The sequence below is a fragment of the Binatus soli (SeqCode) genome, assembly GCF_050015535.1.
Lineage (GTDB): Bacteria > Desulfobacterota > Binatia > Binatales > Binataceae > Binatus > Binatus soli.
Genome location: NZ_JBEKBF010000021.1, coordinates 1 through 15,363, shown reverse-complemented (window position 1 = coordinate 15,363; position 15,363 = coordinate 1). Strand labels below are relative to the sequence as shown.

Annotated in this window: 13 protein-coding genes and 1 tRNA gene; 7 read left to right on the top strand and 7 right to left on the bottom strand. The window is 62.0% G+C overall.

The features are described from left to right. Positions 1–13: 13 nt before the first annotated feature. The 6 genes from ABR989_RS15160 to ABR989_RS15135 form a co-directional block, all read right to left on the bottom strand. Positions 14–823: an enoyl-CoA hydratase gene (locus tag ABR989_RS15160; RefSeq protein WP_428130119.1), complete on the bottom strand. Its 810-nt coding sequence runs from the start codon at positions 821–823 to the stop codon at positions 14–16. A gap of 36 nt (positions 824–859) precedes the next feature. Beyond that, a complete protein-coding gene (locus ABR989_RS15155; protein ID WP_428130117.1) occupies positions 860–1,726 on the bottom strand; it encodes an NAD(P)-dependent oxidoreductase in 867 nt (288 codons plus the stop codon). Between the two features lie 88 nt (positions 1,727–1,814). Next, on the bottom strand, positions 1,815–2,630 hold the full coding sequence (locus tag ABR989_RS15150) for a CPBP family intramembrane glutamic endopeptidase (protein WP_428130116.1): 816 nt from the start codon (positions 2,628–2,630) through the stop codon (positions 1,815–1,817). A 78-nt stretch (positions 2,631–2,708) separates the two neighbouring features. Continuing rightward, entirely contained in the window at positions 2,709–3,323 is a 615-nt protein-coding gene (locus tag ABR989_RS15145; protein ID WP_428130115.1) for a methyltransferase family protein, read from the bottom strand. A 16-nt stretch (positions 3,324–3,339) separates the two neighbouring features. Next, a complete protein-coding gene (locus tag ABR989_RS15140; RefSeq protein ID WP_428130114.1) occupies positions 3,340–3,873 on the bottom strand; it encodes a hypothetical protein in 534 nt (177 codons plus the stop codon). Positions 3,874–4,235: 362 nt separating this feature from the next. Next, positions 4,236–6,509, bottom strand: a complete 2,274-nt coding sequence (locus ABR989_RS15135) for a sodium-translocating pyrophosphatase (RefSeq protein WP_428130112.1) — start codon at positions 6,507–6,509, stop codon at positions 4,236–4,238. A 243-nt stretch (positions 6,510–6,752) separates the two neighbouring features. Between ABR989_RS15135 and tig the strand changes: the two genes are divergently transcribed. The 6 genes from tig (at position 6,753) to ABR989_RS15105 (ending at position 13,127) form a co-directional block, all read left to right on the top strand. Then, on the top strand, positions 6,753–8,054 hold the full coding sequence (gene tig, locus ABR989_RS15130; protein WP_428130110.1) for a trigger factor: 1,302 nt from the start codon (positions 6,753–6,755) through the stop codon (positions 8,052–8,054). A 123-nt stretch (positions 8,055–8,177) separates the two neighbouring features. Further along, positions 8,178–8,774 (top strand): ATP-dependent Clp endopeptidase proteolytic subunit ClpP, encoded by a 597-nt coding sequence (gene clpP / locus ABR989_RS15125; RefSeq protein WP_428130109.1) that lies wholly within the window; start codon positions 8,178–8,180, stop codon positions 8,772–8,774. A 15-nt stretch (positions 8,775–8,789) separates the two neighbouring features. Continuing rightward, positions 8,790–10,040: an ATP-dependent Clp protease ATP-binding subunit ClpX gene (gene clpX / locus ABR989_RS15120; RefSeq protein ID WP_423950428.1), complete on the top strand. Its 1,251-nt coding sequence runs from the start codon at positions 8,790–8,792 to the stop codon at positions 10,038–10,040. Positions 10,041–10,064: 24 nt separating this feature from the next. Then, a complete protein-coding gene (gene lon, locus ABR989_RS15115; protein ID WP_428130108.1) occupies positions 10,065–12,539 on the top strand; it encodes an endopeptidase La in 2,475 nt (824 codons plus the stop codon). A gap of 98 nt (positions 12,540–12,637) precedes the next feature. Next, positions 12,638–12,958 (top strand): HU family DNA-binding protein, encoded by a 321-nt coding sequence (locus ABR989_RS15110; protein ID WP_424671241.1) that lies wholly within the window; start codon positions 12,638–12,640, stop codon positions 12,956–12,958. A gap of 94 nt (positions 12,959–13,052) precedes the next feature. Continuing rightward, a tRNA-Val gene (locus ABR989_RS15105) sits at positions 13,053–13,127 on the top strand. A gap of 80 nt (positions 13,128–13,207) precedes the next feature. On the opposite strand, the gene ABR989_RS15100 is transcribed toward ABR989_RS15105, so the two are convergent. Further along, complete coding sequence (locus tag ABR989_RS15100) at positions 13,208–13,705, bottom strand: hypothetical protein (RefSeq protein WP_428130107.1); 498 nt, start codon at positions 13,703–13,705, stop codon at positions 13,208–13,210. Positions 13,706–14,557: 852 nt separating this feature from the next. Between ABR989_RS15100 and ABR989_RS15095 the strand changes: the two genes are divergently transcribed. Next, positions 14,558–15,214 carry a hypothetical protein gene (locus ABR989_RS15095; RefSeq protein WP_428130105.1) on the top strand — a complete coding sequence of 219 codons (657 nt, stop codon included), beginning with the start codon at positions 14,558–14,560 and terminating at the stop codon, positions 15,212–15,214. Positions 15,215–15,363: the final 149 nt, after the last annotated feature.

Below are 15,363 nucleotides of genomic sequence, written 5' to 3'. Positions count from 1 at the left end.
ACCCCCTCAGCGCCTATCTGCCCTTAAACGTCGGCGGGCGCTTGGCGAGAAACGCTTTGACGGCCTCGCGATGATCCTCGGTAAGGCCGGTCATAATTTGCCCCCACGCCTCGCGGTCGAGCAGCTCGTTGAACTCGTGATTGATCGCCGCGTTGAGATTCGCCTTCATATACGAATAGGCAATCGACGGCCCGTTGGCGATCCTCGACGCTATCGCATGCACCTCGTCGCGGAACGACGCCGACGGCACGACGCGATTTGCCAGTCCGATTCGCAACGCCTCGTCGGCGCCGATCACGTCGGCCAGGAAATATAATTCGCGCGCCTTGGCCGACCCGACCAATTGCGTCAGCGACCAGGTGCCGCCGTAATCACCCGCGAAACCGACCTTGGCGAACGCCGTGGCGAAGCGCGCCGTGTCGGACGCGATCCTGATGTCGCACGCCATCGCCAGGCTCAGGCCCGCGCCGGCCGCGGGTCCGTTGACCGCCGCGATCGTCACCTTCGCCATCTCGTGCAGCATCCGCGACGCCTCTTCGCCGCGCCGCAGCCCCGCGACGAGGTCCTCGACCGTCTGCGGCGCGCCCGATCCGCCTGCGCCCTCGTTGCGTTCGCGCATCGCGCCGATATCTCCGCCGGAGCAGAATCCGCGCCCCGCACCGGTCAGCACGACGGCGCCAATCTCGCGATTGGTCGCGGCGCGCGTCAGGTTGTCCACCAGCCCGCCCATCATCTCGATGCTCATCGCGTTGAGCTTGTCGGGCCGATTCATCGTGAGGTAAAGGACGCGGTCCTTCAGTTCCGTGAGCAGATGGTCTGCCATTTTTGGCCTCCAAAAAATCCGGGTTCAACTCTGCTACTACTTCACGTCCGCCAATCTGTCGAGTGCCGCCGCGACCGCCTGCGTTCCGTCGAGATCGTGACCAAGCACGGCGGCGGCGTTGAACATCGACGCCATCAGCGAAAGTCCGGGCAGCGCGAGGCCCGATTCACGCGCCGCCTCGACCACCAGGCGGAGGTCCTTGCGAATCAGCTTGATAAAGAATCCGGGCCGATAATCGCCGGCTATTATTTTGGGACCGAGATTCGACAACTGCCACGACGCGGCCGCGCCCGCGCCTATCGCCTCGACCACCCGCGACGCATCGAGACCGCCGGCCTCCGCGAACTTGATCGCCTCGGCCGCCGCCTCCAGCGCAAGCGCGACCGCGATCTGATTGGCAAGCTTGGTCATCTGGCCCGCGCCCGACGCGCCCATGTGCGTGACCCTGCGCCCAAGCAGATCGAACAGCGGACGCGCACGCTCGAACGCCGACGCTTCCCCGCCAACCATTATCGCGAGCGTGCCGTCGCGTGCGCCGACGTCGCCGCCCGATACCGGCGCATCCAGGTAATCGACGCCGGCCGGCTTCAGGCGCGACGCGATCGCGCGCTCCGCCATCGGCGAAATAGTGCTCATATCGACGACGAGTTGCCCGGTCTTCAGTGCGGGCTCGATCTTCGCGACGGTCGCCTCCACGTCGGGCGTGTCGGGCACCATGATGAACACGACTTCGCTACCAGCGACGCACGCAGCGGCGTCGGCGACGATGATCGCGCCGTCAGGGGCGAGTGCTCGCGCCTTGTCGGCTGAGCGATTGAAGACGCGGACGCGATGGCCTCCGCCGAGTAGTCGTCGCGCCATCGGCGCGCCCATTATTCCGGTTCCGATCCATGCGATTTCCATGCGCTCTGCTCCGTGCCGAATCCGGTTCACACAGAAAGTCCGAAACCCGGTATGAGTTTCGGGAATCCGAATTCCGCCTCTTTTCTCCTTACTCAGGTGCAGGGACCGGGGCCCCTGCTGCGAAGAAGAATGCTCTGTTTGCCGCGATGACCAGAATCGAAATGAACAACAACACACCCGTCCAGATGCATTTGGTAAATTGTTCGGTTTGGAACGCCTCCGCGGTTGCATCCAGCGCCATATGCAACAGGATCGCGGCCACGATGCTTCGATTGTTTTTGTAGTACACCCAGTTCATGAGGATGGCTGCCGGGAGGATGCTGACAAAGAAGTTGGCGACGTAAATCGGGCTGCTGTTCCACAGGCCGTTCTGATAGGTGCGATCGATGAAGAACAGGGGAACGTGCCATATCGCCCATAGGACGCTGAACAACAGCGTCGCCTTCATCATGCCGAATTTCGCCAGGAGGCTGTCCATTCCGTAGCCTCGCCATCCGAGCTCTTCGAAGGTGGGGGCAAGAAGGATGATCGGCAGCATAGCCGCAAATCCGCCCGAAAAGCGGAACTGATCGGCGGATCGGCCAACACCAATCGACAGCCATGTCGAAAGAAACAACGTAAACGGCATCAGGATCAAAATGACCGGGATGTAGCCGGGTCTGATGAGCCTGAGATCGACAAATCTCTCCCTGACATCGTGCTTCAGGTCCCGGCTCCCTGAATTCCGGATCATGATCAGGGCTGCAAAAAAAGGCCCCAGCAGCCCAAGCAGCGCGAACAGGTTGCTGTACAGCCCCATTTCGCGCTGGTAGCTGTAGTAAGCAGCGAATGACCAGGACGCCCAAGTCAGAGCGAACACCAGCGCAAAGTAGCCAAGCGGTTTGTATCTGTAAGAATCGCCCATGCGTCCGTTCGGTCGGCAGAACCTATCAATCTTCCTGAGCTGAAAGCGATCCGGATCCTAAATTCGCGCGCGGTTCGATCACGCAAGCCGGCCGAACCAGGGGACGAAGCGGCCGACCTCGCGCGCCCACACCGCGTAGTCCGGGCCGTACGTCCGGATCAGATACTCTTCCTCTTCGAGCGCCTGATGGCGGAGGTTCAGGATGGCCCCAATCAGGATGATGAACGAGAGCAGCGCCGGAATCAGCAGCATCCAGCCCACCAGCGTTACGAGCATCCCGAGATAGATCGGATTGCGCGAAAACCGGAACGGTCCGGAGGTTATAAGCCCAGCCGCGGGACTGTTCTGCTCGGGGCTGATCGGGATGTCCCAAGACGCGCCCATGGTCACGATCGCGCTGAGAATCAATGACGCACCCGCAAACGCGATTATCGTGCCCAAAGCGGGCAGCGGATCGAAAAGCCGGTTCCCCAGTGGGATGTACAGCCCAAAGGCGGCCGCAGCGGCCTGCCAAACAAGCAGAACACCAAAGAGAATGAGGGCGGCCTCCTTAATCCTATCCATGGCCCCATCCGAACCGGAAAGCCGAATGGGCGAGCGGCCGTACCTGCGGCGGTATTGCAGAATGATTCCGCTCATCACGGCTGCGTACATCGCCAGCATCGCAAGCGGGACAAAACGCCAGGAACTCATCCGTGCCTGCGCGCAGTCACTGTGGCTTGTGTTCCTTCTCCTGCTGCCCGAACATCTGCTCTGCTTGCCGAGCCGCAGCCGCGGGAACGTATACAGCGCTCACTGCGAGGTCAGTGAGATCGGAGGTCCCACATTCAAGTTGCGTATAGCGAAACAAATACCTGACGATATTTCCGGCTGCGTCTTTCCAATCGCCAATCCATTGGTGAACACATAACGTGGGGTCTTTTGTTCCGTCCAGGAACTCCTGCCAACCCGTCACTCGAGATGAGGGTAAGCCCGGGTTTAAGAAATCATACACAAGAGGTTCCCAGCCAGCCTTTTGCAGCTTGCGGGAAATCCAGCCGATAACGTGAGAGGCTGGATACTTCGCAACTACATCGTAGGTAAGCTGGTCGGTCGAGCCCACACTGCCAGTCCATACGTTTGCGGCATTGGGGTACGTGAGGAAGGCGTCGGGGTGTTCAGCAGCGTTGACCAGACCGCCGCGCAAACCTGCGCAAATCGCAATGAAGAAAAGGAAAGCGGTGTGTGCGGGTCGAAGAACCATTGCTCCAGCAGTGTTTCTACGCTTGATCTTACAATTGTCCGCAGGACAGCCGCCCGTCAATGGCGCCTGCACCCGAGGTTGGCGGCGACTCACACGACCTCGACGCTATCGCCCGTCTGTTTGTTGTCCGGCGAACGCACTGCTAGCGCTGTCCAGTCCAATCACGGGGAGCGACCGAGCGCCATCGAGCGCGAATCGCTTCGTACTCGGCGGGCGGCAACGGTCCTGCGTTGGCGTGCGCGATATTCGATTGCCATAGGGATGAACCGCGAAGATACGGAGAATTGGGAATCGAAGCAAAAAGAAAAGGGCCGCACGACGATGCGTGCGGCCCTTCAAGGAATGCGAGCTGTGAAATCCGCTCAGGCGGCCCGCTTGGTCTCGATAGCCAGGCTCTCTTCCGCGATGGAACCGCGCTTGGAGAAGGTGACCGCGATCGAAAGCGCGACGATCGACAGCACGACCACCGCGACGCGCACCAGCGTCACGCCGCCGAGCGCAACGGTGGTGAACGGCGCCGCTAAAATCGCGACCAGGTTCATCACCTTGATCATCGGGTTCAGCGCAGGGCCCGCCGTATCCTTGAACGGATCGCCGACGGTGTCTCCCACCACGGAAGCCTTGTGCACGTCAGTGCCCTTGCCGCCCAGGAATCCGTCCTCGATCTTTTTCTTGGCGTTGTCCCAGTTCGCGCCCGCATTCGACATGAAGACCGCCATCAACTGGCCGGTCAGGATCGTGCCGCCGAGGAACCCGCCGAGTGCGCCCGCGCCGAGACCGAAACCGACCAGCAGGGGCGAGAAAATCGCAAGGATTCCAGGCCCTAGCAGCTCTTTCTGCGAAGCGGCCGTGACGATATCGACGCACGCGCCGTAGTCGGGCAGCTCTTTGCCCTCCATGATCCCCGGATGCGTGCGAAGCTGGCGGCGGACCTCGAACACGATCTGATAGGCCGCGCGGCTGACCGCCTTAATCGCAAATGAACTGAACAGGAACGGCACCGCGCCGCCGATCATCAGGCCCACGAACACGGTGGGCATGTTGATCTGCACGCCAATCGCGCTGAGATGAGCCTCATCTATGAATGACCGGAACAGCGCGACGGCGGCCAGCACCGCGGTCGCAATCGCCAGGCCCTTGGTGAGAGCCTTGGTGGTGTTGCCGATCGCGTCCATCCAGGACAGCGTCTTGGACGCCTCCTCCTGATGGATTCCGCCCATCTCGAAGATGCCGTGGGCGTTGTCGGTGATCGGTCCGTAGGTGTCCATCGCGAGGATGAAGCCGGTGGTCGTGAGCAATCCGAGGCCGGTCAGCGCGATTCCGTAAAACTGCAGCGCGAGCGACTCGTGAAAAATCGCCATCGCGCCGACGATTGCGGCCGCGATCACCAGCAGCGCCCAGACCGACGACTCGAGGCCCTCGGCCATGCCCGACAGAATCAGAGTTGCGGGGCCGGTGCGCGCCGCCATCGCGGTTTCAGTGACGGGACCCTTGTCCGGATGCGTGAAATAGTTGGTGAGCCACAGCGTCACTACCGCGAGCACGATTCCGAGCGACGCGCAGCAGGCGAAGCGCCAATCGGTCACGCCGGTGCGCGGGTCGTCGAGGTAAAAATAGTTGACGACGAAGAATCCGAACACGGATGCGATCGCCGAGGTCATGTAGCCGATGGTGATCGGGCGCATCGGATCGAGCATTTTGCCGGCCGGCACGCGCACCGCAATGATTCCGATGATCGAGGAAAACACGCCGACGCCGCGCAGGATCAAGGCGAACATGATCAGTTTGACCGCAAACGCGCCCGCGTACTGGCCGTAGGCGGCGATAAAGTCCGACTCCTGCAACGCATACGCCGCCAGGATGATCGCGGCGACCAGCGTCACCTCGTAGGACTCGAAGACGTCGGCCGCCATGCCGGCGCAGTCGCCGACGTTATCGCCGACGTTGTCGGCAATCGTGGCGGGGTTGCGCGGGTCGTCTTCGGGGAGATCCTGCTCGATTTTGCCGACCAGGTCGCCGCCGACGTCAGCCGCCTTGGTGTAGATGCCGCCGCCGACGCGCATGAACAGCGCGGCCAGCGAGCCGCCGAAGCCGAAGCCGACCAGCACCTTCATCGCGTTTTCGCGGAACACCAGGAAGATGATCGTCGCGCCCAGCAACCCCAGGCCGACCGTGAACATCCCCGAGACTCCGCCCGCCTTGAAGGCCAGTTCCATCGCGCCCTTGAAGCTGGTCAGCGCCGCGTTGGCGCTGCGGACGTTGGCCTTGACCGCCAGCCACATCCCGACGTAACCGGCACTGTAGGAAGCCGTAACGCCCATCAGGAAGGCGATCGAGATGCCGAGCGGCAGGTACAGGCCCTGATAGACGTTGCGGTACATGAGGAACAGGGCGACGAAGGTGGCGGCGACGAACCAGATCATGGTTTTGACTTGCCGTCCGAGATACGCCATCGCGCCGAGTTCGATCGCGTCGGACACGTCGGTCATCGATTTGGGTCCGGGGTCGGCGGCCAGCACCACGCGTATCAGCACGACTCCGTAGGCCAGCGCGACCAGCGCCGAGAGCAGCACCAGCCACAGGATCATGACCTGTCCGCTGGTTAAAGTGGGCAGAACTATATTCGATTCGCTCATCGCAATTCCGAGTCTCCTGGATAGGTCGAGGTTTGTTTAAGGGCACCGCCCGCTGTGCAATTTGATCGCGCCGTTCATAGCCGAGCGATTACCCTCTGGGTATCTGGGGCACTCTAGGTTTTTCTGAATACGAAGTCCAGTTATCGGCGGGGCGCCAAACAACGAGGACGAATGGGCGTCGAATTGCGGCGCTCGGTTGATTCCGGCGACAGCGGTGTGTTTATCTGTAAAGGTTAAACCGCCATGAATGTAAATATCGAAGAACCCAGCAGTCTCCGGCGCAAACTTACGATTGAAGTCGAGCCCGACGAAATCAAGCACGAGCTGGATCGCGCATTCAACGAACTCAAACGCGGCGTTGTGCTCAAGGGCTTCCGTCCCGGCCATGCCCCGCGCAATCTGCTCGAGCGATTTTTCGGCGACCAGGTCCGCGGCGAGGTGATTCAGAAACTCGTCAAGGAATACACCGACAAGGCGCTCGAGGAGCACGACCTCAAGCCGGTCGCGGCGCCCGAAATCGTCACCGAACAGAGCGACCTGCAGAAAGACCTGTCGCTCAAGTTCAGCGCGACGTTCGATCTCCGTCCGAAGATCGAGGTCAAGGACTACGAGGGTCTCAAGGTGCCCGAGTCCAAGGTCGAGGTCAGCGACGATGAAGTCGAAGAGGCGATCGCGCGTTTTCGCGAGCGGCAGGCGACGCTCAAGAAGATCGAGGATCGCACCGTCGTCGAGGACGGCGATTACGCGCTCGCCTCGGTCGAGGCCTTCGAGGACGGCAAGCCGCTGTCGAGCACCCGTCCCGACGATCGGCTGGTGGAAGTTTCCGAGCGCGCGCTGGCCCACGGCGTGTACGAAGTGCTCAAGGGCGCGGAGCTGGGCAAGCAGATGAAGGCCTCGAAGAGCTACCCGGCGGACTACAGCCACAAAGACCTCGCCGGCAAAACGATCGAATGGCGCGCGACGCCCAAGGAGATCTACCGGCGCGAGTTGCCGGCCGTCGATGATGACTTCGCCAAGGATCTCGGCGACGAAAACCTCGAGGCGTTCCGCACCCGCGTTCGCGGCGAACTGCTCGCGCACGCCAAGCAGGAGGCCAACGCGCGCGCGCGGCAGGGACTGCTCGATCTCGTGATCGAGCGCAATCCGGTCGAGCTGCCCGAATCGCTGGTCGCGCGCGAGCTGAATGCGATGGAAGCCGAGCTGCATCAGACGCTCGAAGCGGGCGGCCTGTCGCACGAGGAAGCCGGCGAGCGGGTCAAGCAGAGCGCCGACGACCTGAAGACGCGGGCCGAGAAGCGCGCGCGCACCGAGCTGATCGTGGACGCGCTCGCGGAGCAGGAAAAGATCGAGATCGATGACGGGGAGCTGGGTGCGCGGGTGGCGGCAATCGTCACGCAGAGCGGGCGTAATCGCGACCGCGCCGCCGAGTTTTACCGCAAGCAAGAGAATCGCGAGGCGCTGAGGCAATCGATGCGGCGGGAGAAGGCGCTGGACTTTATTTTGAGCCGCGCCAAGCGTGAAGATGCAGCATCCGAGCCGAAGTAGCGTCGATGCAACTTCGTTCGGAGCCAATCACGGTTGCTCGACCATTTCCCAGACGTTACAATTTGAAGGCGTCAGCGGCCTTCTCTCAATTGTCGCGACCTGGCTGTGGCGCGGACCGGATTTATGAGCACCCTGGTACCGATTGTCATCGAACAGACCGGCCGCGGAGAGCGGGCCTATGACATCTACTCTCGCCTGCTGAAAGACCGCATCGTTTTTCTCGGCACCGAAGTCACCGACGACGTCGCCAACCTGATCACGGCTCAATTTCTGTTCCTCGAATCCGAAGACCCCGAAAAAGAGATCAACTTTTACATCAATTCGCCGGGCGGGTCGGTGACGGCCGGGATGGCGATTTACGACACGATGGAGTTCATCCGGCCTCCCGTATCGACGCTGTGCATGGGTCAGGCGGGCAGCATGGGCGCAATCCTGCTGCTGGCGGGTGCGAAGGGACGGCGCTACGCGCTCCCGCATGCGCGAATCATCCTGCATCAGCCGCTGGGCGGAATGCAGGGACAGGCGAGCGACCTCGAAATACACGCGAAGGAAATTTTGCGCGCGCGGGAGGACATCAACAGCATCATAATGAAGCATACCGGACAGAATCTGCGTAAGATCGAGAAGGATACCGATCGCGATTATTTCATGTCGCCGGAGCAGGCGGTTGAATACGGACTGATTGATGAGATAATCGTTAGCCGAAGGCCCTCCAAGTGAGCCGCGGGAGGCAGTATGGCCAAGCATGACGACCGCTCGGGCAACCTGGTTTGCTCCTTTTGCGGGAAGAGCCAGGACGAAGTTCGAAAGCTGATTGCCGGCCCGACGGTTTATATTTGCGACGAATGCATCGACCTTTGTAACGACATAATCGCCGAGGAGACTGACAGCGAGGAAGCGTTCAGCCAAAGCTCGGCGGTGCCCAAGCCCGCCGAAATCAAGCGGGTGCTCGATCAGTACGTGATCGGACAGGAGCGGGCCAAGAAAATTCTCTCGGTCGCGGTCCACAATCACTACAAACGAATCGACTCGCAGATGGTGACCGGCGACGTCGAGCTGCAGAAATCCAACATCCTGCTGATTGGCCCGACCGGAGTCGGCAAGACGCTGCTGGCGCAAACCCTCGCGCGCTTCCTGCAGGTGCCGTTCACGATCGCCGACGCGACTTCGCTGACCGAGGCCGGCTACGTCGGCGAGGACGTCGAGAACATCATACTGTCGCTGCTCCAGAACGCCGACTACGACATCGAGCGATGCCAGCGCGGGATAGTTTACATAGACGAGATCGACAAGATTGCGCGCAAGGGCGACAACCCGTCGATCACGCGCGACGTGTCGGGCGAAGGCGTCCAGCAGGCGCTGCTCAAGATCATCGAGGGCACGATGGCGTCGGTACCGCCCAAGGGCGGCCGCAAGCATCCGCAGCAGGAATTCCTGCAGGTCGACACGACCAACATCCTGTTCATCTGCGGCGGCGCGTTCGTTGGACTGGACGACATCATCCGGCGGCGCATCTCGGGCAAGACGATGGGCTTTCGGGCCGACCTGACGCATCGCGACCCCAAGACGGTCTCCGAGCTTCTATATGAAGTGCAGCCGGAGGACTTGCTCAAGTTCGGATTGATTCCGGAATTCGTGGGCCGCCTGCCCGTGATCGCGACGCTGGGCGAATTGGACGAGGAAGCGCTGGTGCGAATCCTGACCGAGCCGAAGAATGCGCTGGTGCGCCAGTATCAGAAGCTCTTCGACATGGAGAACGTTCACCTGAAATTCACGCAGGGTGCGCTGCGCGCGATTGCGCGCGAGGCGCTCAAGCGCAAGTCGGGCGCTCGCGGACTGCGCGCCATCATGGAAGCGATCATGGTGGACCTGATGTACGAAATCCCCTCACAGCCTAACATCAAGGAGGTGCTAATCTCGGAGGAAGTGGTGACTCAGAAGGAGCAGCCGCTGCTGGTCTATCAAAAGACCGCCGAAACCGCATAGCCCGGGAGACTCGAGAACTACAAGATGCTTTTTCGCAATGACAAGAAAGATAATCGCGATGCAACGACGAACGTGGTGCCATTGTTCCCGTTGCGCGAACTGATCGTTTTCCCACACGAAGTCTATCCCATCTTCGTCGGACGCCAGAAGTCGATCAAGGCTCTGGAAGCCGCCGAGGCCAAGAAGACCCCGATTCTGCTGGTGACGCAGAAGGATCCCAAGGTGGCCGAGCCCACGCCGCGGGACTTGTACGCGGTCGGCACGCTCGGCGTCGTCGTGCAGCTGTTGCGGCTGCCCGACGGGACCGTCAAGGCGCTGGTTGAAGGCAAGAAGCGCGCGCGCGTGATCCGTTACGTCGCCGACGAGGAATATTTCCAGGTCGAGGCGGAGGAGATCGAGGAAGTCAGCGAGCGTACCACCGAGGTCGAGGCGCTGATGCGCTCGGTGGTCTCGACCTTCGACAACTACGCGCGGCTCAACAAGAAGATTCCGCCCGAGATGGTAACCTCAATCGCGGCCGTCGACGATCCCGCGTTCCTGGCCGACAAGCTGGTCGGACATCTCGGGATCAAGCTCGAAGACAAGCAGGCGCTGCTCGAATCGACCATCCCGGCCGAGCGGCTGGAGAAGATTCTCGGCTACATGCGCTCGGAGCTGGAAATCCTCGAGGTCGAAAAACGCATCCGCTCGCGCGTCAAGAAGCAGATGGAGAAGACGTCCAAGGAGTACTACCTCAACGAGCAGATGCGGGCGATTCAGAAGGAGCTCGGCGAGAAGGACGAATTCAAGAACGAGATTCAGGAATTGGAAGAAAAACTTCGGCAGAAGAAGATGCCCGCCGAGGCCCGCGAGAAGTGCGAGCGCGAGATCAAGAAGCTCAAGATGATGTCGCCGATGTCCGCCGAGGCGACCGTCGTGCGCAACTACCTCGATTGGTTTCTTGGGCTGCCGTGGTTCGAGTACACCGAAGACAAACTCGACATCAAGGAAGCCGAGCGCGTGCTCGAAGAAGATCATTACGGCCTGGACAAGGTCAAACAGCGCATCCTGGAATACCTCGCGGTCGAGACCCTGGTCGGCCAGATGAAGGGGCCCATCCTGTGCCTGGTCGGACCTCCGGGCGTCGGCAAGACCTCGCTGGGCAAGTCGGTGGCGCGCGCGACCGGACGCAAATTCGTGCGCGTGTCGCTGGGCGGCGTGCGCGACGAAGCCGAAATACGCGGCCATCGCCGGACTTACATCGGCGCGCTGCCAGGCAAGGTGATCCAGTCGATTCGCAAGGCCGGGTCGTCCAACCCCGTGCTGCTGTTCGACGAAGTGGACAAGATGTCCACTGACTTCCGCGGCGATCCGTCATCGGCGCTGCTCGAAGTTCTCGATCCCGAGCAGAACTGCACGTTTAACGACCACTATCTCGACTGCGATTACGATTTGTCGAAAGTGCTGTTCATCACGACGGCGAATACGCTCGACCGCATCCCGCGGCCGCTCCAGGACCGGATGGAAGTCATCCGGATCCCCGGCTACACGGAATTGGAAAAGCTCAATATCGCCAAGAAGTACCTGCTGAAGAAGCAGCAGGAGGCCAACGGGCTGCGGCCGGAGAACATCGAGGTCTCCGACGGCGCGATCCAGGGCATCATCCGCCATTACACGCGCGAAGCGGGGGTCAGAAATCTCGAGCGCGAACTCGCCTCGATCTGCCGCAAGGTTGCGGTCGAAGTCGTCAAGACCGATCGCAACGCGCACGTCAAGGTTTCAAGTTCGAGTCTGGGCAAGTACCTCGGCGTTCCGAAGTTCCGCTACGGCACGGCGGAGACCGTACCGCAGGTGGGAGTGGCGACCGGGCTGGCGTGGACGGAGCTCGGCGGCGAGCTGCTCAGCGTCGAGGTGACGATCGTTCCGGGACGCGGCAAGCTGACCATCACCGGCCAGCTCGGTGACGTGATGCAGGAATCGGCGCAGGCTGCGCTTTCGTATGTCCGTTCGCGGGCGGAAGTGCTCGGCCTCGATCGTGGCTTCTATCACCGGATCGACATCCACATCCACGTTCCCGAAGGCGCGATTCCCAAGGACGGGCCGTCGGCGGGAATCACGCTCGCGACCGCGCTGGTATCGGCGCTCACGCGCTCGCCGATTCGCAACGACCTTGCGATGACGGGCGAAATTACGCTGCGCGGAAGGGTGCTGCCGATTGGAGGACTCAAGGAGAAGGTGCTCGCGGCGCATCGCGGCGGCATCAAGACGATCCTGATGCCCAAGGATAACGCCAAGGACATCGAGGAGATCCCTCCGCAGATCATGAAGGGCATCACCTTGATTCAGGTCGAGCACATGGACGAAGTGCTCAAGCACGCGCTGGTGCTGACCGATCCGGATGCGTTCTTCAAGTCGGGCAAGGGCGAGAGCGACCTCGCGTTCCTGCGCGAGCCGGAACCGAAGGGTCTAATGACGCCAGGAGACGAAGAGGATACTACAGTATCCACGAACTTGTCGTAGGTTCTGAGCGGGGGACGCCGCGAATTCCGGTGGGAACCGGAAGCGCGCGGCTAAAATGTGCGGTCGCAGATATTCGGGAAGACCGCCGAAGGCTACATATGACCAAGGCTGAACTCATAGAGGCGCTGTCGAACAAGCTTCCGCTCAACAAGGCCGATGCCGAACGCGCAATTAACATCGTGCTCGACGACGTCATCGCCGCGCTGCGCCAGGGCGAGCGTGTGAACATCTCGGGCTTCGGAACGTTTTCAGTATCGGAACGGCAGGCGCGCACTGGCCGCAATCCAAAGACCGGCGAATCGATCGAGATTGCGGCGAGCCGGTCGGCAAAGTTCAAGCCGGGCAAGCAATTGAAGGACTCGCTCAACGAAGGCGTCAGCGCCGCGCCGGCGTCGTCGTCGCCGTCGGCAGGTTCGTGACCGGCTCGCGCGGCCTCGATCAAATAAGTTCAACAGGGCGGCCCGTGTGTTGAAGACGCACGTAGGCGCCCTCCTTTGCCAGGACTTCGGCCGCGGGCGGTTAGCTCAGTGGTAGAGCATCGGCCTTACAAGCCGAGGGTCGTCCGTTCAAACCGGACACCGCCCACCACATATCCCCATACGGAGAGAAGGACTTTAGCGCGACGCGAGACATCACGGCGCGGGCGCGATAGAGGCCAAGTGGCCGTTTTAGTGGCCGTTTGCCCGGCTGTCGGCGCTGTCGGGCTCGGGAGAGGTCGCGGCTTCGGCGCCGACCACGGCAGCCGGTACGAAGACCCGCACGCGCTGGCGGCGGGCGAAATCGGCGATCGCCGGTTCAACCTTGCGGGCGAGCAGAATCATCGAGACGCGCTTGCCGCGGTGCTCCGCGTAGTCGGGATCGGCGCGAAGCAGGGCGCGCGCGTGCATTAACTGCGCGGCGTGCTCATAGACCGCGGTGTTGGTGGCGATGACCAGGTACAGGCGGCTAGAGGTCCACGCCATGCCAGTCACGCGCGGCTCGAAACTTTTGAGTGCGCGGCGTTGCCAGTCTGCCTTCCCTTCGGCGAACTGAAACCCGTCCGGCGTCCAAAAGCGAGGCTCGATCCGGTATGCGGCGCGCGGCAAGATGCGCTCGCGCCATATCCTGAAGCGGACAGCCATCGCGGGGTTGCCGCTCAAGTTCGCCGGCGTCGCGGTTCCATTCATAGGCACTCTCCGGGCTATTTTCTACGGCACGGGCTGTCAAGCAGGGGGAGTCGAGCTGAGGCGAGGAGGGGAGGAAAATCTCTCGACGGGAAAATCGCGCGGGTGAGAAAGGTTCGAGTAGCGGGCTGGAAAGGGGGACCCCGTCGGCGCGACGGGCAGATGCCGTCAGCGCAGCAAAAAATAGGAATTCCTTGCACAAATCTGTTGGGCTGAAGCCGGTCCGACAATTTCTTTGCAACAGGCTGTTGACAGGAGTGCTGCCAGCCTGTCGCCGGAATGTATACTCGGCGCGACTGGAAGCGGGAACTTGGCGAGCGCGGCGCGGGGCGCGGGAAGCCACGATCCGCCGGCGGCCGAACCGCTGAATCGAGCGATCGCGTGCAACACTCGCCGACGTGGTGAGCAGCGCGGCTCCGCACCGCGACGGGCGCGCGGCTAGCAGAGACGATTCAGCCTTGGTCTAGGTGTTGCCCTGGGCTGCCGAGTGCGGCGCGAGCTGCACTACGGAGCAAGGCGAGCGAGTGAAGCCGTGAAGGGCCGCGGCGAGCGCGAGCAGGGAGCGCGATGAAGACGGTGAGCCGAAAATGCAAAGGGCGCCGTGAGGCCGGCGCCCTTGCGCGCTTCCCCGATCGGCTTAACAATCGGGTCGTCGTGAAACGCTGGCAAAGCTTATCCAGAACCCGACGCCGCGATCCAGCCGGTCGCTTACCTACTCAGTCAGATCGTCGGCGGGGCGATCGCGGCAGTCTCAATCTCGACGCCATAAGAGAGTCCGCGGCGTCCGACGCGCGCCGGATAACTTACACGCCGGCGCGGCGGCGCGCGGCAAGGCAGATCGCGGAGCAGGTTGGCGTGCCCGAGTTTGCGGCTTTCCTGCTCGCGGAGTTCGAGACCTTTCTCGAGGGTCGGCTGTTTGTTCGCTGCGTCGCGGCGGCAGGCGACGCGCTGGAACCCACGCCCAGGGCGCTCGCCGGGGCGCTCGGCTCGCGCCACGTGACGGCCGCGCGTAAGGTCGAGATACGCGAGGAGCTTCGAGTACGGAAACTTGCGCGACGGCTGAGGGGGCCGGGCCAAACGGTGGGCGATCCCGAAGTTGCGGACTACGTGACGTTCCTGGTTTTGCGCCTGCAAAGGGCGCGCGGCGGCCGGCATCTGAGCGACTACCAACCCGTGGCTCGCTTCCTGAGCGCGCCCGCCGCGGGCATCAAACTCAATCCGCGCCAAGTCCGCAACCTGGTCGCCCGCACCAGGGCGCAAGTGCTGGCCGTGATCCGCGACTGGCCGCAGAACACCATCACGGTTGAGCACGCTGGCGGCCGCTACGTGCCTTCCGATCCCGCCCTGCTGCCGTCACCACATCTCCTGAGCGACGATCCGCGCGAATGGCCCTTCGACAAGATGGCGGTGTTCAAGCTGTACCCGAACACGTCCGAGCTGCTCCTAAAGTTGCGAGCGAGCGAGTTCGAGGCGCGCCGCGGCGTCCGCATCTCCCCGATGACACAGAATTAAACCCCGAGTAGGCCAGCAAACGGGGTGTACGTCGTCAGAACCTTTTGGACAAGTCAGCAATCGATTTAAGAGAGGATCTGGCCCATCTGGGTTGAGGTTGAGGCTGCAGTTGAGTAGTGCAGCCGGCGACGTTGGTCGAGGGTCTGCTG

Coding starts and splice junctions, on each gene's coding strand:
- ABR989_RS15100 (WP_428130107.1), bottom strand. CDS start 13,705: ATGAATGGAACCGCGACGCCGGCGAACTTGAGCGGCAACCCCGCGATG.
- ABR989_RS15135 (WP_428130112.1), bottom strand. CDS start 6,509: ATGAGCGAATCGAATATAGTTCTGCCCACTTTAACCAGCGGACAGGTC.
- clpX (WP_423950428.1), top strand. CDS start 8,790: ATGGCCAAGCATGACGACCGCTCGGGCAACCTGGTTTGCTCCTTTTGC.
- ABR989_RS15140 (WP_428130114.1), bottom strand. CDS start 3,873: ATGGTTCTTCGACCCGCACACACCGCTTTCCTTTTCTTCATTGCGATT.
- lon (WP_428130108.1), top strand. CDS start 10,065: ATGCTTTTTCGCAATGACAAGAAAGATAATCGCGATGCAACGACGAAC.
- tig (WP_428130110.1), top strand. CDS start 6,753: ATGAATGTAAATATCGAAGAACCCAGCAGTCTCCGGCGCAAACTTACG.
- clpP (WP_428130109.1), top strand. CDS start 8,178: ATGAGCACCCTGGTACCGATTGTCATCGAACAGACCGGCCGCGGAGAG.
- ABR989_RS15110 (WP_424671241.1), top strand. CDS start 12,638: ATGACCAAGGCTGAACTCATAGAGGCGCTGTCGAACAAGCTTCCGCTC.
- ABR989_RS15145 (WP_428130115.1), bottom strand. CDS start 3,323: ATGAGTTCCTGGCGTTTTGTCCCGCTTGCGATGCTGGCGATGTACGCA.
- ABR989_RS15160 (WP_428130119.1), bottom strand. CDS start 823: ATGGCAGACCATCTGCTCACGGAACTGAAGGACCGCGTCCTTTACCTC.
- ABR989_RS15150 (WP_428130116.1), bottom strand. CDS start 2,630: ATGGGCGATTCTTACAGATACAAACCGCTTGGCTACTTTGCGCTGGTG.
- ABR989_RS15155 (WP_428130117.1), bottom strand. CDS start 1,726: ATGGAAATCGCATGGATCGGAACCGGAATAATGGGCGCGCCGATGGCG.